Annotated in this window: 18 protein-coding genes, 2 tRNA genes and 3 rRNA genes; 3 read left to right on the plus strand and 20 right to left on the minus strand. The window is 48.8% G+C overall.

Going from position 1 to position 23,897, the window contains the following annotated elements; genetic code table 11:
* Positions 1-2: 2 nt before the first annotated feature.
* From HQN79_RS11875 to HQN79_RS11910, 8 genes are all read right to left on the minus strand, one after another.
* Entirely contained in the window at positions 3-1,430 is a 1,428-nt protein-coding gene (locus HQN79_RS11875) for a sodium/proline symporter (RefSeq protein WP_173286818.1), read from the minus strand.
* Between the two features lie 156 nt (positions 1,431-1,586).
* Positions 1,587-2,408, minus strand: coding sequence for an NADPH-dependent 7-cyano-7-deazaguanine reductase QueF (queF, locus tag HQN79_RS11880; protein WP_173286820.1), 822 nt, complete (start codon positions 2,406-2,408; stop codon positions 1,587-1,589).
* A 1-nt stretch (position 2,409) separates the two neighbouring features.
* Complete coding sequence (locus HQN79_RS11885) at positions 2,410-2,811, minus strand: hypothetical protein (protein WP_173286822.1); 402 nt, start codon at positions 2,809-2,811, stop codon at positions 2,410-2,412.
* A 223-nt stretch (positions 2,812-3,034) separates the two neighbouring features.
* Positions 3,035-3,149 (minus strand): 5S ribosomal RNA (gene rrf, locus HQN79_RS11890).
* A 148-nt stretch (positions 3,150-3,297) separates the two neighbouring features.
* Positions 3,298-6,161: ribosomal RNA gene (locus HQN79_RS11895) — 23S ribosomal RNA — on the minus strand.
* A gap of 376 nt (positions 6,162-6,537) precedes the next feature.
* A tRNA-Ile gene (locus tag HQN79_RS11900) sits at positions 6,538-6,614 on the minus strand.
* A 36-nt stretch (positions 6,615-6,650) separates the two neighbouring features.
* A tRNA-Ala gene (locus HQN79_RS11905) sits at positions 6,651-6,726 on the minus strand.
* 63 nt (positions 6,727-6,789) lie between these two features.
* Positions 6,790-8,333, minus strand: a 16S ribosomal RNA gene (locus tag HQN79_RS11910).
* Together the 16S, 23S and 5S rRNA genes with 2 tRNA genes alongside form the textbook arrangement of a ribosomal RNA operon.
* 641 nt (positions 8,334-8,974) lie before the next feature.
* Between HQN79_RS11910 and HQN79_RS11915 the strand changes: the two genes are divergently transcribed.
* Positions 8,975-10,108, plus strand: a complete 1,134-nt coding sequence (locus tag HQN79_RS11915; protein ID WP_275284673.1) for a histone deacetylase family protein — start codon at positions 8,975-8,977, stop codon at positions 10,106-10,108.
* A 121-nt stretch (positions 10,109-10,229) separates the two neighbouring features.
* A complete protein-coding gene (locus HQN79_RS11920) occupies positions 10,230-10,391 on the plus strand; it encodes a hypothetical protein (protein ID WP_173286823.1) in 162 nt (53 codons plus the stop codon).
* Positions 10,392-10,423: 32 nt separating this feature from the next.
* On the opposite strand, the gene HQN79_RS11925 is transcribed toward HQN79_RS11920, so the two are convergent.
* From HQN79_RS11925 to HQN79_RS11980, 12 genes are all read right to left on the minus strand, one after another.
* Positions 10,424-11,038, minus strand: coding sequence for a YigZ family protein (locus HQN79_RS11925; RefSeq protein ID WP_173286825.1), 615 nt, complete (start codon positions 11,036-11,038; stop codon positions 10,424-10,426).
* A complete protein-coding gene (locus tag HQN79_RS11930) occupies positions 11,039-14,098 on the minus strand; it encodes an efflux RND transporter permease subunit (protein ID WP_173286827.1) in 3,060 nt (1,019 codons plus the stop codon).
* Entirely contained in the window at positions 14,098-15,165 is a 1,068-nt protein-coding gene (locus HQN79_RS11935; protein ID WP_173286829.1) for an efflux RND transporter periplasmic adaptor subunit, read from the minus strand. The genes HQN79_RS11930 and HQN79_RS11935 overlap by 1 nt, the downstream gene beginning before the upstream one ends.
* Positions 15,152-15,598 (minus strand): NfeD family protein, encoded by a 447-nt coding sequence (locus tag HQN79_RS11940; RefSeq protein WP_173286831.1) that lies wholly within the window; start codon positions 15,596-15,598, stop codon positions 15,152-15,154. The genes HQN79_RS11935 and HQN79_RS11940 overlap by 14 nt, the downstream gene beginning before the upstream one ends.
* Before the next feature lie 274 nt (positions 15,599-15,872).
* Positions 15,873-16,502: a YchE family NAAT transporter gene (locus tag HQN79_RS11945; RefSeq protein WP_173286833.1), complete on the minus strand. Its 630-nt coding sequence runs from the start codon at positions 16,500-16,502 to the stop codon at positions 15,873-15,875.
* A gap of 94 nt (positions 16,503-16,596) precedes the next feature.
* Positions 16,597-17,175: a histidine phosphatase family protein gene (locus tag HQN79_RS11950; protein WP_173286835.1), complete on the minus strand. Its 579-nt coding sequence runs from the start codon at positions 17,173-17,175 to the stop codon at positions 16,597-16,599.
* Positions 17,176-17,185: 10 nt separating this feature from the next.
* Positions 17,186-18,547: a tRNA uridine-5-carboxymethylaminomethyl(34) synthesis GTPase MnmE gene (mnmE, locus tag HQN79_RS11955; RefSeq protein WP_173286837.1), complete on the minus strand. Its 1,362-nt coding sequence runs from the start codon at positions 18,545-18,547 to the stop codon at positions 17,186-17,188.
* 165 nt (positions 18,548-18,712) lie between these two features.
* Positions 18,713-19,045, minus strand: coding sequence for a hypothetical protein (locus HQN79_RS11960; RefSeq protein WP_173286839.1), 333 nt, complete (start codon positions 19,043-19,045; stop codon positions 18,713-18,715).
* 11 nt (positions 19,046-19,056) lie between these two features.
* Positions 19,057-20,733, minus strand: a complete 1,677-nt coding sequence (gene yidC / locus HQN79_RS11965; RefSeq protein WP_173286841.1) for a membrane protein insertase YidC — start codon at positions 20,731-20,733, stop codon at positions 19,057-19,059.
* A gap of 23 nt (positions 20,734-20,756) precedes the next feature.
* Complete coding sequence (rnpA, locus tag HQN79_RS11970; protein WP_173286843.1) at positions 20,757-21,215, minus strand: ribonuclease P protein component; 459 nt, start codon at positions 21,213-21,215, stop codon at positions 20,757-20,759.
* A gap of 18 nt (positions 21,216-21,233) precedes the next feature.
* A complete protein-coding gene (gene rpmH / locus HQN79_RS11975) occupies positions 21,234-21,368 on the minus strand; it encodes a 50S ribosomal protein L34 (RefSeq protein ID WP_024852172.1) in 135 nt (44 codons plus the stop codon).
* A 352-nt stretch (positions 21,369-21,720) separates the two neighbouring features.
* Positions 21,721-22,587 carry a delta-class carbonic anhydrase gene (locus HQN79_RS11980; RefSeq protein ID WP_202984496.1) on the minus strand — a complete coding sequence of 289 codons (867 nt, stop codon included), beginning with the start codon at positions 22,585-22,587 and terminating at the stop codon, positions 21,721-21,723.
* A gap of 355 nt (positions 22,588-22,942) precedes the next feature.
* Here HQN79_RS11980 and HQN79_RS11985 point away from each other — a divergent pair, with 355 nt between their 5' ends.
* Positions 22,943-23,749, plus strand: coding sequence for a sulfite exporter TauE/SafE family protein (locus tag HQN79_RS11985; RefSeq protein WP_173286845.1), 807 nt, complete (start codon positions 22,943-22,945; stop codon positions 23,747-23,749).
* Positions 23,750-23,897 lie beyond the last annotated feature (148 nt).

Here is a 23,897-nt window from a genome sequence, read left to right on the forward strand (position 1 = left end):
GCTCAGGTCTCTTTCTGACGCGCTGCGCTCTCATGCAGCGCCAGAATTATGATGCCACTGATAAAACCGAACGTGAGTGCATAAACATCACTCCACCAGCCATTAACAACGAACAGTGCAAAAGTCAGCATGGCACCGATAATCGCCATAAAGGCAGCGGCAACCGTCACCTTTCTGCGAAGCGCCAACCAAATAATTAACGGCCCAAAGGCACTGCCCAACATACCCCAGGTATCCAGCACCAGACTGAACACGGTCTGATTATTGGACAGCGCAATCATAACGGCAATCGCCAAAATCACAAATGTGGCCAACTTATTAAGCCATAGACGGCGATTCGGCTGAGTACTGAAATCCCGGTTCAATGACGCCGAGCAGGCAAAAATCAACGAATCGACCGTCGACATGGTAGCGGCAAACAACGCCGCGAGAATCAAACCGACAAAAATTTGCGGCATTAAGGTTTGCGCCAAACTCGGCAAGGCCAATTCGGCATCAAACTCGCTGATCTCCGGAACCAGAACCCGGCTCATCAATCCGGCAACAATGGTCAAACCGTAAAACAGGGTAAACCAGAAATAGTAGTACATCTGCATCTGCCTGACACTGCTTTGCTCAGAAAGCGTTACGAAACGGATGACCACATGCGGCTGGCCGATAACCCCCATGCCGCCGAACACCCATCCAAGAACGAATAAACCCGCTCCGAAGAGCGTGCTATACTCCGGAAACAAGTTCAGATACTGGTCGGAAACCTGTTGCAGAGCGCTGACAAAACCCCCGGTTTCACTCAACGAAACCCAGCCAAACATAACCATCAACCCCATGCCGACCAGCATCACGATTGACTGGGCAACATCGGTCCAGATTGAGGCCCGCAGGCCACCTACCAGGCTGTAGACAAAGATAATGACCGCAGCGATCAGAATGCCGCTATCGCTGTCCCAATCCAGAAGCACTTCCGTGGCCTTGGTTCCGGCCTTCAGTTGAGCCGCGGCATAGACCGTCAAAAACAATAAGGTAATCAAACCGACAAACTGGCGTAGGCGGTGTCGGGCGGTTTCGGAACAGGTGTTTTGCTTATCCGTAGAGAGCCAATGAACCAGAAGACCGCCGAATGAATGCACCTGCTCGCTCGCACCAATATCACGAATCCGCCGGACAGCAGTGTTCTGAATCAGAAAATCCCCCAGTATCCAGCCAATCATTAGCCAGATCGAGGACAACCCCATACTGTAGGTCGCACCGATCATACCGGTAAACATAAAGCCGCTGTTATTCGTGGCCACAGCGGACAAACCGATCAACGGGGCGGAAACATTTTTTCCGGCGACCAGATAATCTTCAGTGGTACCTTCACTGGCAAAATAACTCGACGCGCCAATAAAAAAGAAAAGTGTTAAAAAACTGATAAATGCAATTTCTACCATACTATTTCCTTAAAAAATTCTTCGAAAAACGAATACAGGAAATACTCTGACTAGAAACGATTTAATAGAAGGTAGGCAACTAACTCACCGCGCACAAGCGTAATATGGTTAACAAGGGGTTCGACGACCTGTGTGCGGTGTAATAACATGAGGTCATTATTGACGAATCGTTCGCGAAATATCAAACTCATCTTCGAAATTAGATCGATATGGGTTGATATCCAGCCCTCCACGACGCACGTAACGAGCATAAACCGTTAAGTGCGTCGGCTTGCACTGACGCATAATATCCATATAGATGCGCTCAACACACTGCTCGTGAAATTCATTGTGTTCGCGGAAAGAAATAATATATTTCAGCAGCGCTTCGCGATTGATTTTGCGTCCGCTATAGCGGATAACAACCGAACCCCAATCCGGCTGTGCCGTGACCAGACAGTTGGACTTCAATAGATGGCTGTTTAGAGTCTCATCATCTACTTCTTCATCTTCCAGCTGCAACAGAGAGCTATCGACTTGATAAAGATCGACATCAATATCCAAATCATCCAGGTTCTCTCCGGCCACATCGCCAAACAGAAGTTCATGTCCCGTTAAGGGTTTAAATTCAACAGCCACAGGGCCGCCTGACGCAACAGAAAGATCTTTCTCCATCAGGGAGACAACTTCCTCTTCAGATTCGAAACGCGTGCCATTAAAACTGTTCAGATAAAGTTTGAAAGATTTCGATTCAATTAAATTGGGGGAATCCACCTGAAACGCAAACTCAGCCACTCTGACAATCGGTTTACCCTTTGCGTTAAGCCATGACACCTCATACGCTGTCCAGATATCCAGACCGGTAAACGGCAGTGAACTCTCATCAATGTCCAGCTCGGCTCTTTTCTCGATACGCGGTATAGGGAACAACAGCGAAGCATCATACTGCGCACAATACGGCGTCTCTTTTCCTAAAAGGCTTTGGTTAGCAGTCGACATCTTAAGAACCTACATCGAAATTACGCAATGCGGACCGGAAAGAGTTGAAAGGATTTAGCAGTGCATCAGAAAGAATGATTCCATAACCGAGCCAATGGAAGAAAGTAATCTCTTTTCCCGGGGTGAAATACAGGTAAGTTAACAGCGACGTCGCGACTATAACCGTAAAGACGGCCCAGAACATATCCATAAAGAAGCCCAGAGGCGTGATATCCACCGATTTCATCATCTCGACAAACAGAATGACCACCGCCATAGTTATGAATGCATAACCGTAAATAGTATTGTCCAGAGAAACTCCGAACTGTTCTGCCAGAACCAGAAAAGCGATAACCAGTAACATCCATGGAAATTTGGAAATTGACCTGATCAAACCGGCCTCATTATTTTTTGACGCGAACATAAATTACTCCTCAATTAAGAGCAACAATCTAAAAGATGCATTGCAAGAAAACAAGGAAAAATAGTCATTAAACAGAACTTTCACCTGCTACCGGGATTTAGAACATTCGAAAGGTGATTTCATTTCTGGTAGCAGAGGAACGCTGAGCAACAGAAGAGGAGATTTATTTGAGGCAAAAAAAAACCGCCGTTCCTTCTGGAATCAGCGGTTTTTCGGGATATAAGCTTGGCGATGACCTACTCTCACATGGGACCTCCCACACTACCATCGGCGCTAAGACGTTTCACTTCTGAGTTCGGGAAGGGATCAGGTGGTTCCATCTTGCTATTGTCACCAAGCAATTCGGTGTTGTACGACTGATCTTCGATCAGCCACACAAAATTCTTTAGAATAACGTTTGCTGTTGTTTTAGGTACGCACCTTAGATTACTCAAGGTATTTGCGTCTGAACCTCAGTCATAACTTAAAAAGTTACTTTTGAGTTGTATAGTTAAGCCTCACGGGTAATTAGTACAAGTTAGCTTCATACATTACTGCACTTCCACACCTTGCCTATCAACGTCGTAGTCTCCAACGGCCCTTCAGAAGACTTAAAGTCTAGGGAGAACTCATCTTGAGGCAGGTTTCCCGCTTAGATGCTTTCAGCGGTTATCCTTTCCGAACATAGCTACCCAGCAATGCCATTGGCATGACAACTGGAACACCAGCGGTTCGTCCACTCCGGTCCTCTCGTACTAGGAGCAGCCCCTCTCAATTCTCCAACGCCCACGGCAGATAGGGACCGAACTGTCTCACGACGTTCTAAACCCAGCTCGCGTACCACTTTAAATGGCGAACAGCCATACCCTTGGGACCGACTTCAGCCCCAGGATGTGATGAGCCGACATCGAGGTGCCAAACACCGCCGTCGATATGAACTCTTGGGCGGTATCAGCCTGTTATCCCCGGAGTACCTTTTATCCGTTGAGCGATGGCCCTTCCACACAGAACCACCGGATCACTAGAACCTACTTTCGTACCTGCTCGACGTGTCTGTCTCGCAGTCAATCACCCTTCTACTCTTGCGCTCAATGCACGATGTCCGACCGTGCTGAGGGTAACTTCGCGCTCCTCCGTTACACTTTGGGAGGAGACCGCCCCAGTCAAACTACCCACCATACACTGTCCCTGATCAGGATTCACTGACCGAGGTTAGAACCTCAACATTACCAGGGTGGTATTTCAAGGATGGCTCCACTGCATCTGGCGACACAGTTTCATAGCCTCCCACCTATCCTACACAAGTAAGGTCAAAGTCCAGTGTAAAGCTGTAGTAAAGGTTCACGGGGTCTTTCCGTCTAGCCGCGGGTACGCAGCATCTTAACTGCGAGTTCAATTTCGCTGAGTCTCGGGTGGAGACAGTGTGGCCATCATTACGCCATTCGTGCAGGTCGGAACTTACCCGACAAGGAATTTCGCTACCTTAGGACCGTTATAGTTACGGCCGCCGTTTACCGGGGCTTCGATCAAGAGCTTCGCATAAGCTAACCCCATCAATTAACCTTCCGGCACCGGGCAGGCGTCACACCCTATACGTCATCTTTCGATTTTGCAGAGTGCTATGTTTTTAGTAAACAGTTGCAGCCACCTGGTCTCTGCAACCCCCACTAGCTTAGAGAGCAAGTCTCATCACCGGCAGGGGCACACCTTCTCCCGAAGTTACGGTGTCATTTTGCCTAGTTCCTTCACCCGAGTTCTCTCAAGCGCCTTGGAATTCTCATCCTGACCACCTGTGTTGGTTTGGGGTACGATTCTTTATGACCTGAAGCTTAGAAGATTTTCTTGGAAGCATAGCATCAACCACTTCGTCCAAAAGAGGACTCGTCATCAACTCTCAGCATAGAGTATCCCGGATTTGCCTAAGATACATGCCTACCGTCTTAAACCTGGACAACCATCGCCAGGCTGGTTTAGCTTTCTCCGTCCCTCCATCGCAGTCATAAAAAGTGCAGGAATATTAACCTGCTTCCCATCGACTACGCCTCTCGGCCTCGTCTTAGGGGTCGACTAACCCTACGTCGATTAGCGTTGCGTAGGAAACCTTGGTCTTTCGGCGAGGGAGCTTTTCACTCCCTTTATCGCTACTTATGTCAGCATTCGCACTTCTGATACCTCCAGGACACTTTACAATGCCCCTTCGCAGGCTTACAGAACGCTCCTCTACCATGCGTAAAAACGCATCCGCAGCTTCGGTACACTACTTAGCCCCGTTAAATCTTCGGCGCAGGCCGACTCGATCAGTGAGCTATTACGCTTTCTTTAAAGGGTGGCTGCTTCTAAGCCAACCTCCTGACTGTCTAAGCCTTCCCACATCCTTTCCCACTGAGTAGTGTTTAGGGACCTTAGCTGGCGGTCTGGGTTGTTTCCCTCTTGACTACGGACGTTAGCACCCGCAGTCTGTCTCCCATGATTGCACTTCCTGGTATTCGGAGTTTGCAATGGGCTGCTAACCCTTGACGGGCCGCTAGACCATAACAGTGCTCTACCCCCAGGAGTGAGACATGAGGCTCTACCTAAATAGATTTCGAGGAGAACCAGCTATCTCCGGGCTTGATTAGCCTTTCACTCCGATCCACAACTCATCCCCGCATTTTTCAACATACGTGGGTTCGGTCCTCCAGTACCTGTTACGGCACCTTCAACCTGGCCATGGATAGATCGCCCGGTTTCGGGTCTACGCCATGCAACTATTCGCCCAGTTAAGACTCGGTTTCCCTACGGCTCCCCTATTCGGTTAACCTTGCTACATAACGTAAGTCGCTGACCCATTATACAAAAGGTACGCAGTCACCCCAAAAGGGCTCCCACTGCTTGTACGTACACGGTTTCAGGTTCTATTTCACTCCCCTCCAGGGGTTCTTTTCGCCTTTCCCTCACGGTACTGGTTCACTATCGGTCGGTAGAGAGTATTTAGCCTTGGAGGGTGGTCCCCCCATGTTCAGACAGAATTTCACGTGTTCCGTCCTACTCGATTTCACAACTAATGAGTTTTCGCATACAGGACTATCACCTTGTACCGTTACACTTTCCAGAGTATTTTGCTAACTCAATAATTGCTTAAGGGCTGGTCCCCGTTCGCTCGCCGCTACTAAGGGAATCTCGGTTGATTTCTTTTCCTCCGGGTACTTAGATGTTTCAGTTCTCCGGGTTAGCTTCCTCAAAGAGGATATCCATAAAGGATGGGTTTTCCCATTCGGAAATCGCCGGGTCAAAGGTTATTTGCCACCTCACCGACGCTTATCGCAGGCTATCACGTCCTTCATCGCCTTCTACCGCCTAGGCATCCACCGTGTACGCTTAGTCACTTAACTATACAACTCAAAAATAACCTTAACCTTTTGTGTGATGTAAACATCATTAAGGTCTAGAGAGCTGCCATGACTAAGGTTCATCGCTGACACAAATACACTTGAGTAATCTCAATTAAGTATTGCGTTACCTATTACTTTGATTATTAAACTCACGTTTAACAATCCAGCAATTGCTAATAAATTTTGGAGAAATTTATTAGCGTATTGATATGACAAAGTCGGCGTCATATCAACGTTATTCCAAATTTTTAAAGAACTTCAGTTTACGTGAACTGAGAAGCGGAATTATAACATCCTTTTCTCAACCACAAAATAAAACTGTTAATAAACTTTCAAACTTCTGTTCAAAACCTTATTAACAGGTTTACTGAGTAATTGGTGGGTCTGGGTGGATTTGAACCACCGACCTCACCCTTATCAGGGGTGCGCTCTAACCAACTGAGCTACAGACCCAATAGTTGAGCCCGTAAAACTACCAACTCAAATAATTGGTGGAGCTATGCGGGATCGAACCGCAGACCTCCTGCGTGCAAAGCAGGCGCTCTCCCAGCTGAGCTATAGCCCCTAACAGGTAATTCAGAAAGAATTTATGTGAAAACTCGTCTAGACTCGTAAACCTTTTTATCTTAAAGGAGGTGATCCAGCCGCAGGTTCCCCTACGGCTACCTTGTTACGACTTCACCCCAGTCATGAACCACAAAGTGGTAAGCGCCCTCCCGAAGGTTAAGCTACCTACTTCTTTTGCAATCCACTCCCATGGTGTGACGGGCGGTGTGTACAAGGCCCGGGAACGTATTCACCGCAGCATTCTGATCTGCGATTACTAGCGATTCCGACTTCATGGAGTCGAGTTGCAGACTCCAATCCGGACTACGAAGGGTTTTTTGAGATTCGCGCACTGTCGCCAGTTGGCCGCTCTTTGTACCCCCCATTGTAGCACGTGTGTAGCCCATCCCATAAGGGCCATGATGACTTGACGTCGTCCCCGCCTTCCTCCGGTTTATCACCGGCAGTCTCATTAGAGTTCTCAACTAAATGGTAGCAACTAATGATAAGGGTTGCGCTCGTTGCGGGACTTAACCCAACATCTCACGACACGAGCTGACGACAGCCATGCAGCACCTGTCACAGAGCTCCCGAAGGCACCAATCTATCTCTAGAAAGTTCTCTGGATGTCAAGGGATGGTAAGGTTCTTCGCGTTGCATCGAATTAAACCACATGCTCCACCGCTTGTGCGGGCCCCCGTCAATTCCTTTGAGTTTTAATCTTGCGACCGTACTCCCCAGGCGGTCAACTTATCGCGTTAGCTACGCTACTAACCTTTTTAATAAGGCCAACAGCTAGTTGACATCGTTTACGGCGTGGACTACCGGGGTATCTAATCCCGTTTGCTACCCACGCTTTCGCACCTCAGCGTCAATTTTAGTCCAGGAAGGCGCCTTCGCCACTGATGTTCCTCCAGATATCTACGCATTTCACAGCTACACCTGGAATTCCCCTTCCCTCTACTAAATTCTAGATTGCCAGTATCGAATGCAATTCCCAGGTTGAGCCCAGGGCTTTCACAACCGACTTAACAGTCCGCCTACGCGCGCTTTACGCCCAGTAATTCCGAATAACGCTTGCACCCTCTGTATTACCGCGGCTGCTGGCACAGAGTTAGCCGGTGCTTCTTCTAAAGTTAACGTCAAATAATGCAGGTATTAACTACACTACCTTCCTCACAATTGAAAGTGCTTTACAACCCTCGGGCCTTCTTCACACACGCGGCATGGCTGCATCAAGGTTTCCCTCATTGTGCAATATTCCCCACTGCTGCCTCCCGTAGGAGTCTGGGCCGTGTCTCAGTCCCAGTGTGGCTGATCATCCTCTCAAACCAGCTAGAGATCGCAGTCTTGGTAAGCCATTACCTTACCAACAAACTAATCTCACCTGGGCTCATCCTTTAGCGAAAGCTTACAAGTAGAGGCCTCCTTTACTCCGTAGAGCACATTCGGTATTAGCATGCGTTTCCACATGTTGTCCCCAACTAAAGGGTAGATTCCCAGGCATTACTCACCCGTCCGCCACTCGACGCCTAGAGAGCAAGCTCTCTATCGTTTCCGTCCGACTTGCATGTGTTAGGCCTGCCGCCAGCGTTCATTCTGAGCCAGGATCAAACTCTTCAGTTTAATCTTGCTAGATATATTTAAATTCCGTCTCCGGATATAAACACTCGGAATTGACAAGTTAAGCATGATAAATAAGTAAACTTATTACCATTACATAATTGTCATAAATTTCGAGATTTTTTATCGGTCACTCATCTAGAGAGTTTCCACATAAATTATCTCTGAATTACCATATTGTTAAAGAGCTAACCAACTCGATCCGCGCTGCGTTCCTCGTTGGTAGGCCGCGTATTTTATAGAGTTGATATCTTCGTGTCAAATGTTTTTTCAAACTTTTTTCAGAAAATTTTCAACCGTTTTAAAACACTTAAAACGACCGGCTAAATCATCCCGCTTACTCTCATTATCTATTCCAATAACTCAAACAAACTCAATCACTTAGCACCAAATTTTTCTTGTCTTTCGAAGCCGGCTTAACGCTGCCCCTCAAGACAGGTGCGTATTCTAGGGATTTCTAAAAACAACGCAACCCTTTTTTTCACTTTTTTCTCAAAAAATCGCAAAAAAACCGCACCACCCCATTTATACACTTTACCCCACACCTTATCCACAAACTTATGCACATTTATAAGCTTTTAACCGCTTGCAGTAACGGATTATCACTTCCTAATAAACTTAATTCACCGATAACTTTGTTCTATATGACAGTGATTTCGCAAATTCATATAGTAGGCAGTAATCCGATCCACTATCAGATGAGTCTCAATATGCCATCCAGTCGTCGTCAGTTTATTCAATACTCATTGCTCGCTTCAATGGGACTCTTGCACAGCAACCGTCTCCAGGCACAAACACCGGCTAAACATAGTGTCGGTGTTCTGCTCGATCCTCTGTTCTTTAAACATGACCGCAAAGGCCATCCGGAAAGTGCCGCACGCCTTGAAGCGATTGATAAAGAGTTAAGTCGGCGTAATTATTGGCAGCACTTCACGCCGGTCAAGGGACGCCCGGCAACACAGGAGGAACTGCTCAGCACACATCAGTCCGGATACATTTTCGAAATACAGACGCTGAGTGAAGAAGGAAAAGACATCTTCTATAGTGCTTATAGCGAAGACACTTATATCAATGAGCATACCTACGATGCCGCTCTGATGGCGGCAGGCGGCAATATCGAATTGAACCTGGCGGTCTATGACCGCAAGATTGATCGCGGTTTCGGCTTGCTGCGTCCGCCCGGACACCATGCCAGAGCCGACCAGGCGATGGGATTCTGTATCTTTAACAGCGATGTCATTGCCGCACGCGCGTTGCAGAAGTATCGCGGGGTTAAACGCGTCGCAATTATCGACTTTGATGTCCATCACGGCAACGGGACCCAGGACCTGACGATTAAAGACCCATCGATTATGGCGGTCTCCATCCATCAGCACCCTTACTGGCCGATGACCGGCTTTGAAAGCTTTACCGGAATCGGTGATGCAGAAGGAACCAATGTGAATTGTCCTTTCCTTAAAGGCGCCGGTAATCAGACCTATCTGGATGTCTACGATCAGGTTATCCACCCTAAGCTGGAACAGTTTAAACCGGAACACATTATTGTTTTTGCCGGATACGACGGCCACTGGCAGGACCCGTTAGCCGGTCACCAGCTATCGGTTGCAGGCTATAACCGTCTGGTACAGCGCTGTATCGATTCCGCCGAGGCACTTTGCGGCGGGCGTATCAGTTTTTCCTTGGGAGGCGGTTACAACCTTGATCCTCTGGCCCAGTCGGTGGCGGGCAGTCTGCACACACTATTAGCTCTGGATGAAGATCCTAGATACCATTGGTGAAAGCAGCGAATCAGAAGAGGATTTTTTCCGAGCAGATCGAAAAGCTTACCAAGCTGCATATTAGACAGATTTGAAACCTTCTATATAGTGTCAATAACGACCAAATAGAGGAAGAGAATCGATGGAATCTGAAATCATCAAAGCAATCACCGGCGCCGCAATCATTTTAGGCGTGGGTTTTAGTAGCATTTTTCTACTCGACCTATTCTTTAAGTCAATTGGCAAGGAAGATAAAGCAGATAAGGAAAACGAAAAAAAAACCGATAATAATCGTCAGCCCTAAAACATTCACAGAATTAGATAGCTGCCAAATACCTAGGCCGACTCGATGTCATCAGTAGCGCGGTAAGCACAGCCCATCGCATCCAGCTGCGCCTGTAACTCGGCAATATTTTCTTCCGGAAGTTGTAAATGCATAGTCACTTGTTGGCTATAGTCGACAGAATCAACCATCCCCTCCCCCTGCTGACAGAGATAACGAACCTGCTGCTCCTGCGAAAAATCGCAAATCACTGTCAGTACCTGCTGAGGCACCTGCTCTTCGGTCGGCAGAACTTCCATTACCGCTTGCGCCGCCTGCCCGTAAGCGCGGGTCAAGCCACCGGCACCTAACTTAATGCCTCCGAAGTAGCGCACGACAATAATCATAATATCGCCGATCCCCTTATGCTGGAGTACATTCAAAATCGGTTTTCCTGCCGTTCCGGAAGGCTCGCCATCATCCCCCATACCGGCATTGGCGGCACAGTTCGGATTACCGAGAAGATACGCCCAGCAATGGTGCCGCGCATCGGGATACTGCTGTTTAATCTGCTCGAGCCACAACATACCCTCTTCACGACTCTGGATACCGCGCGCATAAGCAATAAAGCGACTCTTCTTGATCTCTATTTCCGCCACTGCCTCTTCGGCAGGAATTGGGTAGGACATTTAGGCAACCTTAACCTTGAACCAAAGCGCATATAATGCCGGTAAAAACAGCAAGGTCAAGAGAGTACCGACACCGACACCCCCAATCAGGACAAAAGCCATAGGTCCCCAGAAGGTCGATGTGGTTAACGGAATAAACGCCAGCATAGCGGCAACCGCCGTCAGTAACACCGGACGGGCACGTCGCAGAGTCGCATCCACCAGAGCCTCGTGAGCAGACATCCCGTGACGGGCGTTATCATCGATCTGCCCGGTCAGAATCAGCGTATTACGCATCAGTATGCCCGCCAGACCGATCAAACCAAGATTGGCGACAAATCCGAACGGCTGCTGGAACAATACCAGAGCCGCCACGGCACCGATTAAACCGAGCGGTGCCGTCAGAAGCACCATGAACATACTGCTGAAACTGCGCACAAACAACATCAGCAACAGCGTAATCATCAGTAGCATCAACGGCATCATCGCCTGAATCGACGCTTCGGCTTTAGCCGACTCTTCGACCGATCCGCCGACATCGATCCGGTAACCCGGAGGCAGTGAGTCTTTCAAAGGCCCCATGACATCGAGAAGTTTCTGAGTCGCCACCGGCGGCTGCATCCCCGGAGTCACTTCGCTGTTAACCGCCAAGAACAATTCGCGATTGCGACGATCAAATAACATATCTTCATATTGCGGCACCAGCTCAGCCAAATGACTGAGCGGCACGGTAGCCGAAGGCGTACGAATCAGAATATCCCCAAGATTGCCGAGATTACGCCGTGTTTGCCGATCCGAGCGCAGAACCACTTCAAGTGTCCGGTTATCCTGTCGAATCTGGCCAATCGTCGAACCCTGCAGCTGGGCATCCAACTGCGCCATTAACTGCTGCTGGGTCATACCCAGTTGCAATAAGCGCTCGCTATCGAATTTCAAACGCATGACTAGAGAGCGTTGCCCCCATTGCAGGTGCGGATCGATGGTAAAGTCCTGTTCGGCCATCAGATTTTGCAGACGCTTGGCGATCGCTCTTAAGGTCTCCGGATCCGGCCCGACAACACGGAAGGTCACCGGCCAAGGCACTGGCGGACCAAAAAGCAACGGATGCGCTCGAACGCGAGCCTCCGGGAAAAGTCCCTGATCAATTTGCGCCTGTAGCTCCGCTTGCAGCTGATCACGCTCTTCCTTACCGTGCGTGACGACGATAATTTTGGCAAATGCCGGATTCGGGAGTTCCGGATTCAACGCCAGAAAGAAGCGCGGCGCCCCCTGACCGATATAGGAGGAGAGCGACTTGACTTGAGGATGGCCTTTAATCAACTCTTCTACCCGTAGCGCCACCTTGTCGGTCGCTTCGATTGAGGTTCCTTCCGGCATAGCGATATCAATCATCAACTCAGGACGGTCGGAACTCGGGAAAAACTGCTTTTCAACCACATCTTTCATGGCAATCGCGGAAAGAACGAAAACTGCGAACGTCAGCAGAACCACGCTTTTTTTGTAACGCACACAGGTCTGCACAACCGAACGCAGAAAACGGTAAAAACGGCTGTCGAACAGTTCCTGATGCGGATTACTGACTTTTGGCAACATTTTTACGCCCAAATAAGGCGTGAAATAGACCGCGACCAGCCAGGAAGCGATCAAAGTCATTCCCAGCACCCAGAAAATGCCACCGGCATAATCGCCAACCTGCGATTGGGCCAGACCGATAGGCAGGAAGCCGACTACCGTCACCAGCGTACCGACCAGCATCGGCGCGGCGGTCACACTCCAGGCATAGGCAGCCGCTTTAGCTTTTTCCATCCCTTCGGCCATTTTCACCAACATCATCTCGATGGCGATAATCGCATCGTCAACCAGCAAGCCTAGCGAAATAATCAGCGCCCCCAATGAAATACGATCGAAGTTCAAACCGTTCAGGAACATAAACATAAATGTCATCGCCAGCGTAAGAGGCACTGCCAAAGCGACGATAAATCCGGCACGCAAGCCCAGCGCCAGCAGGCTAACCACCAGAACCACCAGTAAGGCTGTTACAAATTTAAGCTGAAAAGTACTGACCGCGCCATGAATCGCATCGGCCTGATTGGTCACCTTATCCAGCAAAACACCGGCAGGTAGCTGATGAATATAATATTGCTCAAAGTCGATCAGGCTCTTTTCCAGCTTCAGACCGTCCACCCCTTTCGCCATGACAACACCGACCAGAACCGCTTGTTCACCCTTGTCGCGGATCAGATAGCTCGCAGGAGACTGATAACCTTTATAAACCTCGGCGACATCACTTAAACGGATCGTCGTGCCGTTGATACTGAGCGGCAAAGCCGCAATTTCGGATACGGTCAGTTCCCGGCCGTTTTGTGGCGCACGCAAATAAACTCGCGGGCCGTTGGACTCAATAAATCCGCCGGAAGTTTTCTGCAAATGTGCAGCAATCTGCTCCTGTAGCGTATTGATATCCAGCGCCATCTGCGACAGTCTTTCCTGATCGAAATCGATAAAGACTTTCGACGGCTGCTCGCCGATCAGATTGACCTTCTTGATCCCATCCACACGGCGCAAGGCCACCGACATCTCATCTGCAACCTGAACCAGTTCCTGATGTGACCATCCCGGCGCCGTCAGGCTGTACAGTGTGAAATAGACGTCCTCGAAGTCGTCATTGAAGAAAGGGCCTTGAACGCCTTGCGGCAGGGTCGGTGCCAGATCATTCAGGCGTTTGCGTACCTGGTAGTAGAGATCCTGCGACATACCGCTCGGCGTGTCCTGCGCAAAGATCACCAGCAAATCGGTTCGTCCGGGACGGGACTTGGTTTCAACCCGATCGAAATAGGCAATCTCTTCAAGACGCTTTTCCATCGGATCGGCGACCTGCTCCTGCATTTCACGCGCTGTCGCTCCCGGCCAGGTCGCAGACACCACCATGGTATTCAGGTCAAAACTGGGATCCTCGGCTCGCCCCATATACAGGAAAGCGTAGATTCCGGCCAATGCCACAACGATAATAAAATACAGCGTAACGCTCTGCTCTCGCACCGCAAGTGCAGATAAATTCCATTTTGAAGGCTGATTCGACACTAAGGCATCTCCTCAAGCGCCTGTCCTTCCGACAGCAGATGCACCCCAAGCGCAATCACTTTACTGTTTTCAGGAAATTCTCCGGCGACCCAAGCCGAGTCACGGTTGATACGTAGTATCTGAACAGGAACACGCTTGGCTTTCCCATCCTGCAGAAGCCATACCGAGCGATAGTCACCCTGCTCGTACAGCGCGCTCAGCGGCAGACGGATTCCACTCTGAATTTGAGAAAACTGCACCCGCACCGTCTGACCCAGCGGCAAAGCATTGACCGCTTGCGACTCCGCAAGACGATAGAAAGCTGTCCAGGTTCGGCTCGCAGCATCGGCTTGCGGCTCAAGCGTGCGCAACTCGACCGGATAGTCATGCTCTTGAAGACGGATTTGTCCCTGTTTCGGTAAAGACGCCAGACGGTTTTCCGGGACATCTACCGCCACCTCGCGTTTTCCGTCGGCAATCAGTTGCAGAACCGGCTGACCGGCGCTGACCACCTGATTCGCCTCAACCAGTTTTGCGCGAATAATCCCGCTGACCGGTACTTTAAGCTGAGTATAGTTGAGCTGATTCTGCGCCTGCAGCAGTTGCTGCTGATTGGCTTTTTGCTGCGCTTCAAGCGCCTTAAGCTGATTTTCCAACTGCTGCTTCGCCTGCTCGGAAGCCAGTTTTCGCTGTTGAAGTGCCGTGATACGTTTCAGGTCGGAGCGGGTTTGGTTGATTTCTGCCGCTGTCGCGCGAATATTCGCCTCAGCGGAGGTGACCGACAACTGATAATCCGCCGGATCGAGATGTACCAACAGCTGATCCGCTTCCACCCGATCGCCCAGATCCACATTCACTTGCGCGATTTCACCCGCAACTCGGAATGCCAGATCGACCGTGGTTTTCGCCTGCAAGGTACCGCTTAAATACCACTGAGTTTGCTGCTGAGTTTGCTGAATTGATACCGTTTTGACCTTTAATAAAGGGGTTTCCGGTGTTTCCTGTTGCTGCTGACAACCTGCGATTCCCGAGACTACCAAGCCGATAAATAGACTGCCCGCCCAGTTCAGGTACTTAATTTTTTGCATGTACCGATTTCCTTGATAGCAACTCTACGGTTGCCTTGTCATCTATAATTTCCAAAACGACCACATGATCTCCGGGATGAAGACGCTCTTCATCGGTGACAATAGGCCAGGATTTATTTTTATATATTACTTTGAGCTCGCCATCCACACGTGAAATAACTCCAGTTCCCCCTTCGGGGTGCTCGTCCGCGACCCAAACCTTACTACGCCCGTTTTTCCCAACCTGATAGAGCAAAAACGCCATAATCAACAACCAAATCAGTTGAAACAAGCCGTCTTTAATATCGAACACCAGAGTACTGGCGCCGACAATAAGCAAACTTAAACCGATTATTTTCAGCCAGTGCATCTGAGTCAGCAGCTGAAGAGCCAAAAAAATCACACCGATAAAAAACAGTAGCCAATAATTCACAACAGGGAGAACTTCTGACATAACGCCTCCAGCATTAAAACGGATCGAGCGAACGGAAAGACTGAGTATTTCAGTCTGAATGAATTCAATCCTTTCTTTTTAGCACTTGCCCGGCACGGATGGAAACTATTCATTAACCGCTTGATTTACATCAAGCACTAATCGCCGTGGATCACGTCAGCAGGTTTCACGTGGAAACCATCTTGGATGTTGCGTCAACCACGGCGTTCAGCATCTTCGGAAAACCGCCAGTCCAACATCCAATTCGCATGCGATAACACTACGCAATGATGAATCAGGCGAGACTGGGAAAGAGTCCCTTCAGACCGTTGGCGATAAACTCAATCGCAATGGCCGCCAGCAATAGTCCCATAATCCGAGTAATGATATTGATCCCCACCTGGCTGATATGTCGCGAAAACCAGGGCGTCATCATTAAGGTTACCCAAAGCAAGAAGGATAAAATCAGAATATCCAATCCGAGAAAGCCGTAATGGGCAACACCGCTTTGCCGATGCGCTTCGATAATCACTGCGGAAATCGCTCCGGGTCCAGCCAGTAACGGCATCGCCAAAGGCACAACACCAACGGAGTCATTTTGCTCGGAATCAAATTCATCCTCTTTACTGCGAATCGGTTTTTCACCTTTGGTGTGCATCATCGAAATCGCCATCAACAGAATCAGAATGCCGCCGCCGACGCGGAAAGAGTTGATTGAAATACCGAAAAATTCCAGTATCGCTTCGCCAAAGAAGAGGGCAATCAAGAGAATGGTTGCAACCGCGGTAACCGTCACATGCACAATTTTCTTTCTTTCAGGCAGACTCAAGTCGGAAGTCATCGCCAGAAATATCGGGATAGCACCAATAGGGTTTACCACCGCAATCAAACCAACCAGAAACTTCGTGTATTCCGTATACTCCATGCCGACACTCCCGTCAGGAAAACAACTTCATCATAACCAATAACCAAAGGACATAAAACGGGTGACCCCAGTCATGGAAAGCACAAGATGCAGATTAATCAACCGAGGTTGCAGGCACTTCCAAAATACCCAGTACATCAAACAGCCCGTCACCCAAAGGTTCAAAAATAACCATTTGCGCAGGCTTTAACCGCTGATTGGTAATCTCGGCAATATTCGGGCGGTGTGTCACCATTACCATATTGGCAGACTCACTGTAATTGCTGAGAATTTGGCGGATTTTTGTCTGACTGGCATGAGCTTTCTCGTCCGGAACCGTTCGCACCAAGTGAAGCAGCTCCGAAACCTCATAGTTTCCGAATGCAAGTTTTGCCGTATCTTTAGTACGGCAATACGGGCTTGCCCAGACTTTGCCAACCTGAATCGCATGCGCTTCAAAAGCCTGCTTAATCGATTTGGCCTGCTGTTTGCCAAAATCCGTCAGGTTTTTTTCGGAAAAACAGCTCGCATCTAAAATTGAAGAGTCCCCCATATCGGGGTCAACCACAGCGTGGCGCATCATGATCACTTTGCCGCCTTCCTGCAAAGCCTCCCAAAGCGACTGTTCGTCACTTGCCTGAGAGCTTAATGGCAGAAAAAGCAGCGTTGTTAAAACAAAAAATAACCGCCACATGGTATTTCTCCTATTTACCGATACAGAAAGAGCTGAAAATACGCCCGAGAAGATCATCGGAAGTGAAACGGCCGGTAATTTCCGACAAGGCTTCCTGAGCAAGACGGAGATCTTCGGCCAAAAGCTCTCCGGCGGCAAACATTTCCAGTTGCTGCTGGCCGTTGCGCGTATAGTCCAAAGCGGTCTGAAGCGCATCCAGATGGCGTTTACGCGCCATGAAAACGCCTTCTTCGGTCTGCGCATAACCCATTTCGGTTTTCAGATGATCGCGCAGCAGATCCAACCCTTGACGGTGTTTAGCCGACAGCCAGATCACCGTGCGTCCGCTCGCTTGCTCACACTCGATCATCGGTTCATGCCCGATCAAATCAATTTTGTTTCGCACCAGCGTCACCGGCATGGATTGGGGCAGCTTGTCGAGAATCGCCTGATCCTCCTCATGTATCGATTCGCCGGCCTGCAACATAACCAGAACGCGATCCGCATTGTCGATTGCCTGCCAGGCGCGTTCGATTCCGATCTGTTCCACCTGATCGGTCGCTTCGCGAACCCCGGCGGTATCCAGAATGTGCAACGGCATGCCGTCAATATTGATCTCTTCTTTGACGATATCGCGGGTCGTACCGGCAATATCGGTGACAATCGCGATCTCTTTACCAGATAAAGCATTCAACAGACTCGACTTACCGGCATTCGGACGACCGAGAATCACCACCGACATCCCTTCACGCAGTAACACACCCTGCTGGGCGGAAGCAAAAACCTGATGCAACCTGTCGAGAATATGCTCTAACTGACCGGCCACCTTACCGTCGGAAAGAAAATCGATCTCCTCTTCCGGAAAATCGATCGCCGCCTCGACATACAGACGCAACTGAATCAACTCTTCAACCAGTGCATTCACCTCACGGGAGAAGTCTCCCTGCAAAGAGCGTAAAGCCGATTTGGCTGCCTGCGCCGAGGACGCTTCGATCAGATCGGCAATCGCTTCCGCCTGAGCCAGATCGAGTTTGTCGTTCATAAACGCCTGTTTGGAGAACTCTCCCGGCTCGGCCAGACGTGCGCCCAGTTCGACCACCCGCTCAAGCAACCATTGCAGCACGACTGGTCCGCCATGCCCCTGTAACTCAAGCACATCTTCACCGGTAAAGGAATTCGGATTCGGAAAATAGAGCGCAATACCGCGATCAAGAACGTCACCCTGAGCGCTGTAAAACGGCCCGTAGTGCGCATAGCGCGGCTCGGGTACTTTGCCCAATACCGCTTCGGCAATGCTTTTCGCCTTATTACCCGAAACGCGGACAATACCGACACCACCTCTTCCGGGTGCGGTCGCGACTGCGGCAATGGTATCGATATTTTCAAATTCCATAAATCAGCCTAAATAAAAAAGGAGTTAAACCAGTAAGACGCGAAGCTTGTAAATCAAGCCACCCGTTAGAATTTCATTAATTGTAGGACACTATAGACGATTGCGCATAGCAAAACGCCCACATTAAAGTGGGCGTCGTCGGCAGGAACAATTCCAGCAAATCGATCAGTTCGCGAGAACCTTATAGGTTTTGGTTTCGATATCGCTGATAAAACCTTTATCCTGATAAAGCGCGACGGTCTTATCGAGCTTCTTCTTCGAAGTAAACGTTTGCTCTTCGGCTTCGCCATTTACCTTGAAAGAAAGCACATAAAGATCGCGAGTCGCTACTTCGGCTTGCGCTTGAGGAACAGCCGCTGCAGGTGCAGCCCCCTCCTCAAGCGGAATATAACCATCTTTGGTTTTGTAGCACAGCGGCTGTGTGCCGTCGGCTACCAGATATTCAACCTTGCCGAACATCGGGTGATCGGAACCCAGTTTTTGATAAGTAATCTGCATCTTCAAATCCTTTATTTCGACTCTTCGCCGGCTTCAATCTTCTTAGTGATATACCACTGCTGAGCAACAGAAAGAATGTTGTTCACAACCCAGTAAAGTACCAGACCCGCCGGGAACCACAGGAAGAAGAAAGTGAAAATAAACGGCAACAGCTTCATCACTTTCTGCTGCATTTCATCCATCATCGCCGAAGGGTTCAGTTTCTGCTGAATGAACATGGTGATCCCCATAATAATCGGCAGGATGTAATATGGATCCTGCGCAGACAGATCCTGAATCCACAGCATAAACGGCGCCTGACGCATCTCTACCGAATACAAAAGTACCCAGTACAGCGCGATAAATACCGGCATCTGAATCAGGATCGGCAGACAGCCGCCCAGAGGATTGATCTTCTCTTCCTTATACAGCTTCATCAGCTTCTGCTGGAAGATCGCTTTATCATCGCCGTAGTTCTCTTTCAACTGTTGAAGCTTAGGCTGGAATTTACGCAGACGCGCCATAGAGCGGTAAGAAGTTTCCGACAGCTTATAGAAAACCAGCTTAATCAGGATGGTCAGCATAATAATCGCCACACCCCAGTTACCGACAAATCCGTGAATCGCATCCAAAATCCAGAACAGAGGTTCGGCCAAGAAAGTCAGAACACCGTAATCGATAGTCAGTTCCAGACCCGGCGCAATCTCAGCCAGTACATCCTGCTTCTCAGGCCCGATATACAGCTGCGAACTCAATTCACCGGACGCACCGGCAGGTACTTCAACCAACGGTTCGACCACACCAACCGCATAACGGCCGTCACCGACCGGCTTGGCAAAATAGCGGTTCTGCTCATCCTGGTTCGGTACGATCGCACTCAGGAAGTACTGCTGAATCATAGCCGCCCAACCGCCGGTTACGTTCTGCCCCGTGACCGACTGGGTATTCAAATCGTCGAAAGAGTGCTTAACGTATTTCTCTTCAGCATTACCGTCATACAGTACCGGACCGGTATAGGTATACATCATGAAGTTTTCTTCAGGATTATGGCTGTTACGCACCAGCTGAGAATACAAGCTTCCGGTCCAGTTTTCAGACGCCTGGTTCTCTACCTGATAAACCACGTCAATCAGATATCTGCCCTTGGTGAACTTATAGGTCTTGGTAACCTTGATACCATCTTTCTCCCAAGTCAGTGGGACATCCAGGGTATCGCCGTTCATCACATATTCCGACTTGGCTGCCGTCCAGACGTCTTTATGTGTCGGAGCCGGAAGCTTAGCACTGTTTGACGTCGCCAGACCGTTCTGAGCCATATAGATCAGAGGCCCCTGATCGCTCATCAGATGGAACGGCTGACTGTGATCCTTGGTCGCACCGTATTGCAGCAACTTGGCATCACGGATATCACCGCCCTGAGTGTCGATAACCAACTGCAAGGTGTCGGTTTTAACCGTAATGCGCTGAGCAGAAACGATTCCATCCTGCACAACCGGTACAGCGCCATTGGAAACGCTGCCGATATTGGCGCCAGGTACAGAGGTGTCTGCCGGAGCAACGCTGGCATTGTCACTGGCAAGCGGAACTTCCTGCGCAGTGCTGGTCTGCAAATTTACCTGCTCTTTCTGAGCAGAAAACTGCATCCATTCCAACCATATCCAGGTTAGCGTAAAGGCTAAGGCTAACCACCAAAAAGATCTCATATTCATGTTATACCCTTTATAACGCTTATTCAGTCGGGGCGGTGTTTCAGTTTACTCTTACGAATTTTGCGTACCAGGTGCAGGAAACTGTCGTGTAACACTTGGTTATCGATCTGCTCCATCCCCTTTCGACCCAAAACCACAATATCATACCCAGATAAGTCTTTTTTATGTAAGCGAAATGCTTCACGGGCGATTCTTTTTACCCGATTACGCCAAACCGCACGCGCCAACTGCTTTTTTGCAATGGCCAATCCCAAACGAGGATAACGTTTATCATTCGGGCGAACAATCAACGTCCAATTGCGATTAGCAAAGCGTTCAGCCTTGGCAAAAACATTAGAAAAATCTTTGGGAGTTAACAGTCTGAGCGACTTGTCAAAGGTGTGGTCTTTCAGGGAGGGGGATGAGGGAGAGGTTTGACGGATCGTTTCAGCGTTAGGATTTGCTGAATTCAATCCGCCAGAAGTCGTTTCTGTGTGTACCATTTGAGAGCACACCCAGAACTACACAGTTAAGCGCTTACGTCCTTTCGCACGACGAGCTGCTAGAACTTTACGACCATTTTTAGTAGCCATACGAGCACGGAAACCGTGAGTACGTGCACGCTTAATTACGCTAGGTTGAAATGTACGTTTCATGTCTCAGTCCTTAAATTTCACTTTCCAGAATCGGAAAAAACCGGAATTATAAAGAGTTCTCGAACAGAAAACAATGGTTTTTACAACTATTTAGCGCATTTTGCCTTATTGGCAACATTAAGCCGAACTGTTTGAATTCTTTAGCAATTTTATTCTTAGCCATTGAATAGCGATTAGATAACAGGCTCTGGTGTTTTACAGGATAGGTAAACACAAGATAAGCCAAATTTTATTAATTAAGAAACGTTAGAAATCAGCGTTGCGGGAAAGTAAATAAATAACAGACGGGATAAGAAAGGAAAACCGATGATACGCAATCGGTAAAGATTGCGCATCAAAGGCAGAAAAGAAATTATTGCATAGGAGACAGAAGATCCGGGTTGATCACCAGGTTTCTTACGCCATGCGCATGGTCTTCTTTAAAATCGTTACCCTGGCACCACTGGCCAACTGTTTCGATATTCACCTTGGCTACTTTTGGACGAACCGACCATGAAACCTGGAAAGGCGAGCCTTTTTCATTGTAGCCAGGACCGGTGGTTGAACCTTCATAAGCGACCGGCGTTCCGGTATCGCCAGGAATATTCAATGCCTGATATTTGCCGTCTTTCATGCCGTATTGAGTCAACTCGTTAAAATCCAAAGCGTTCTTATCGTTAACCAATACATAAACCTGAGCTTCTACACGCAGCTGTGGGTTTTTGATGCTGTCACTCAAACATGATCCCAGAGTTGCTCCCGGTGTGACCTGTGCCGTGGAATATACGTAGTGAACTTCGATCGTATCACCAACCGAAAGCGCGCCATGCTTGCTCGGACAAATCTCTTCATGGACAGCATGCGATTCCGCTTGCGTTAGAGTACCGTTGTATTTATACCCGCTAAGATAACCGTGGCCATCTCCATTACCGGCAAAAGTGGTGAACTCCCCGCCTTTATGTTCCGCATTTTTGTGGAAGTGGATATTACACAGGTTCATAGCGCTAGAAGCGGGTGCCGTGCTGAAAGCAATGGTGTTGTTGCCCGCTTTAGAGTCGATATCGCGCGGAGCTTGCGGACCAAACCCTTTACCAGCGGTGTTTTTCGCCAAAGCAGCACGTTGCTCGGCAATCACTTCGTCAGACACTGCTCCATGTGAGTTGGCTTCGTGATGCGGGTTGGATTGGCAGGCGGTTACCAATAAAGTCGTTGCCATAACAGCAAAAATTTTTGTATTCAAAAGAAAATCCTTTTTTTTGAGCTAGAGTTTTAAGACGCTTAAAAAAGCCTAAATGTAAAATAGTTTTACTGACTAAGCTAAGAGGCAAAAATATTATTTTAAGGATAGAAAATAAGCAATAATCATAAATAAATTTTGGGTTTTTCAACCAGCGATAAACTGAGCTTTTGAGTAGGATTTGCTGAAAAAGAACCTTTTTTGCATCTTCATCAGTTTTCTTCGCCTGCCCCGTTACAGACGATAGCGCCCTCAACGCCAATCCGGATCATACAACCTTCGGCTAGTTTTTTCTGCCGCCCGGTAACAGCCTCTTTATAATGACCAACACGATTCAATCAGCGAAAAAGGATTCCCCGTGTTCGACGCCTTCATACTCGAATTCTCGATCTACCTAATCACCGGTGCTTTCGTCGGCTTTGCCGCCGGTTTATTGGGAATTGGCGGCGGTCTGATTATCGTTCCGGTGCTGACAACCGCTCTGGTCTATTTCATGGACTCTTCGCAGATTGTCCATATTGCGATCGCCACCTCTCTGGCAACCATACTCATCACCTCTATCTCTTCGGTGCGGGCGCACCATCAACATGAAGCGGTGCGCTGGGATGTTTTTCGACTGTTAACTCTGGGCGTGCTGGCAGGCGCGTTTATCGGCGGCTGGATTTCGCAATACTTCGACTCCGCAACCCTATCGATAATCTTCGGAATACTGGAACTCTTAATCGCATTGAATATGCTGCTGGCGATCAAACCGAATCCAAGCCGCGAATTGCCCGGTTTGCCGGGAAATACCCTGGCCGGATTTTTAATCGGTAAACTGGCCGCTCTTGTCGGTGTCGGTGGTGGTACTCTGACCACGCCTTATCTGGTTTGGAACAATGTTTCCATGCACCAGGCGATCGCGACCTCGACGGCCGTCAGTCTGCCGGTCGCTCTGGCCGGCACCATCGGTTACGTTGTCGCCGGGTTACAGGCGCATGACCTTCCCGCTTATACAACCGGCTATATTTACTGGCCGGCCTTTTTCGGCATTATTTTGGCGAGTATCTTTACCGCTCCGCTCGGAGCAAAGCTTGCCCATAAACTTCCGGTAAAGACTTTAAAGCGCGGATTTGGCGTCTTTTTACTGCTGTTAGCGGCTAAAATGCTGTTTTTTACTGCTTAAAATCGCCAAAAGTTATCAACCGAAAAAAAACCAATAAAAACAAGTCATTAAAAATTTAGATAACAAATTTATCCACAAGTCTTACACACAACTTATCCACAAAAATAGTGCTTGAGTTAGATTTATTCACAGGTATACTGTCCTCAAA

It is taken from the genome of Thiomicrorhabdus xiamenensis, assembly GCF_013282625.1.
GTDB lineage: Bacteria > Pseudomonadota > Gammaproteobacteria > Thiomicrospirales > Thiomicrospiraceae > Thiomicrorhabdus > Thiomicrorhabdus xiamenensis.

Excerpts from the sequence above, each read along its gene's own strand:
- HQN79_RS11875 (WP_173286818.1), bottom strand. The coding sequence starts at position 1,430 with ATGGTAGAAATTGCATTTATCAGTTTTTTAACACTTTTCTTTTTTATT.
- rpmH (WP_024852172.1), bottom strand. The coding sequence starts at position 21,368 with ATGAAACGTACATTTCAACCTAGCGTAATTAAGCGTGCACGTACTCAC.
- HQN79_RS11950 (WP_173286835.1), bottom strand. The coding sequence starts at position 17,175 with ATGTGGCGGTTATTTTTTGTTTTAACAACGCTGCTTTTTCTGCCATTA.
- HQN79_RS11920 (WP_173286823.1), top strand. The coding sequence starts at position 10,230 with ATGGAATCTGAAATCATCAAAGCAATCACCGGCGCCGCAATCATTTTA.
- HQN79_RS11935 (WP_173286829.1), bottom strand. The coding sequence starts at position 15,165 with ATGCAAAAAATTAAGTACCTGAACTGGGCGGGCAGTCTATTTATCGGC.
- queF (WP_173286820.1), bottom strand. The coding sequence starts at position 2,408 with ATGTCGACTGCTAACCAAAGCCTTTTAGGAAAAGAGACGCCGTATTGT.
- HQN79_RS11945 (WP_173286833.1), bottom strand. The coding sequence starts at position 16,502 with ATGGAGTATACGGAATACACGAAGTTTCTGGTTGGTTTGATTGCGGTG.
- yidC (WP_173286841.1), bottom strand. The coding sequence starts at position 20,733 with ATGAATATGAGATCTTTTTGGTGGTTAGCCTTAGCCTTTACGCTAACC.
- HQN79_RS11940 (WP_173286831.1), bottom strand. The coding sequence starts at position 15,598 with ATGTCAGAAGTTCTCCCTGTTGTGAATTATTGGCTACTGTTTTTTATC.
- HQN79_RS11960 (WP_173286839.1), bottom strand. The coding sequence starts at position 19,045 with ATGCAGATTACTTATCAAAAACTGGGTTCCGATCACCCGATGTTCGGC.
- mnmE (WP_173286837.1), bottom strand. The coding sequence starts at position 18,547 with ATGGAATTTGAAAATATCGATACCATTGCCGCAGTCGCGACCGCACCC.
- HQN79_RS11925 (WP_173286825.1), bottom strand. The coding sequence starts at position 11,038 with ATGTCCTACCCAATTCCTGCCGAAGAGGCAGTGGCGGAAATAGAGATC.
- HQN79_RS11885 (WP_173286822.1), bottom strand. The coding sequence starts at position 2,811 with ATGTTCGCGTCAAAAAATAATGAGGCCGGTTTGATCAGGTCAATTTCC.
- HQN79_RS11915 (WP_275284673.1), top strand. The coding sequence starts at position 8,975 with ATGACAGTGATTTCGCAAATTCATATAGTAGGCAGTAATCCGATCCAC.
- rnpA (WP_173286843.1), bottom strand. The coding sequence starts at position 21,215 with ATGGTACACACAGAAACGACTTCTGGCGGATTGAATTCAGCAAATCCT.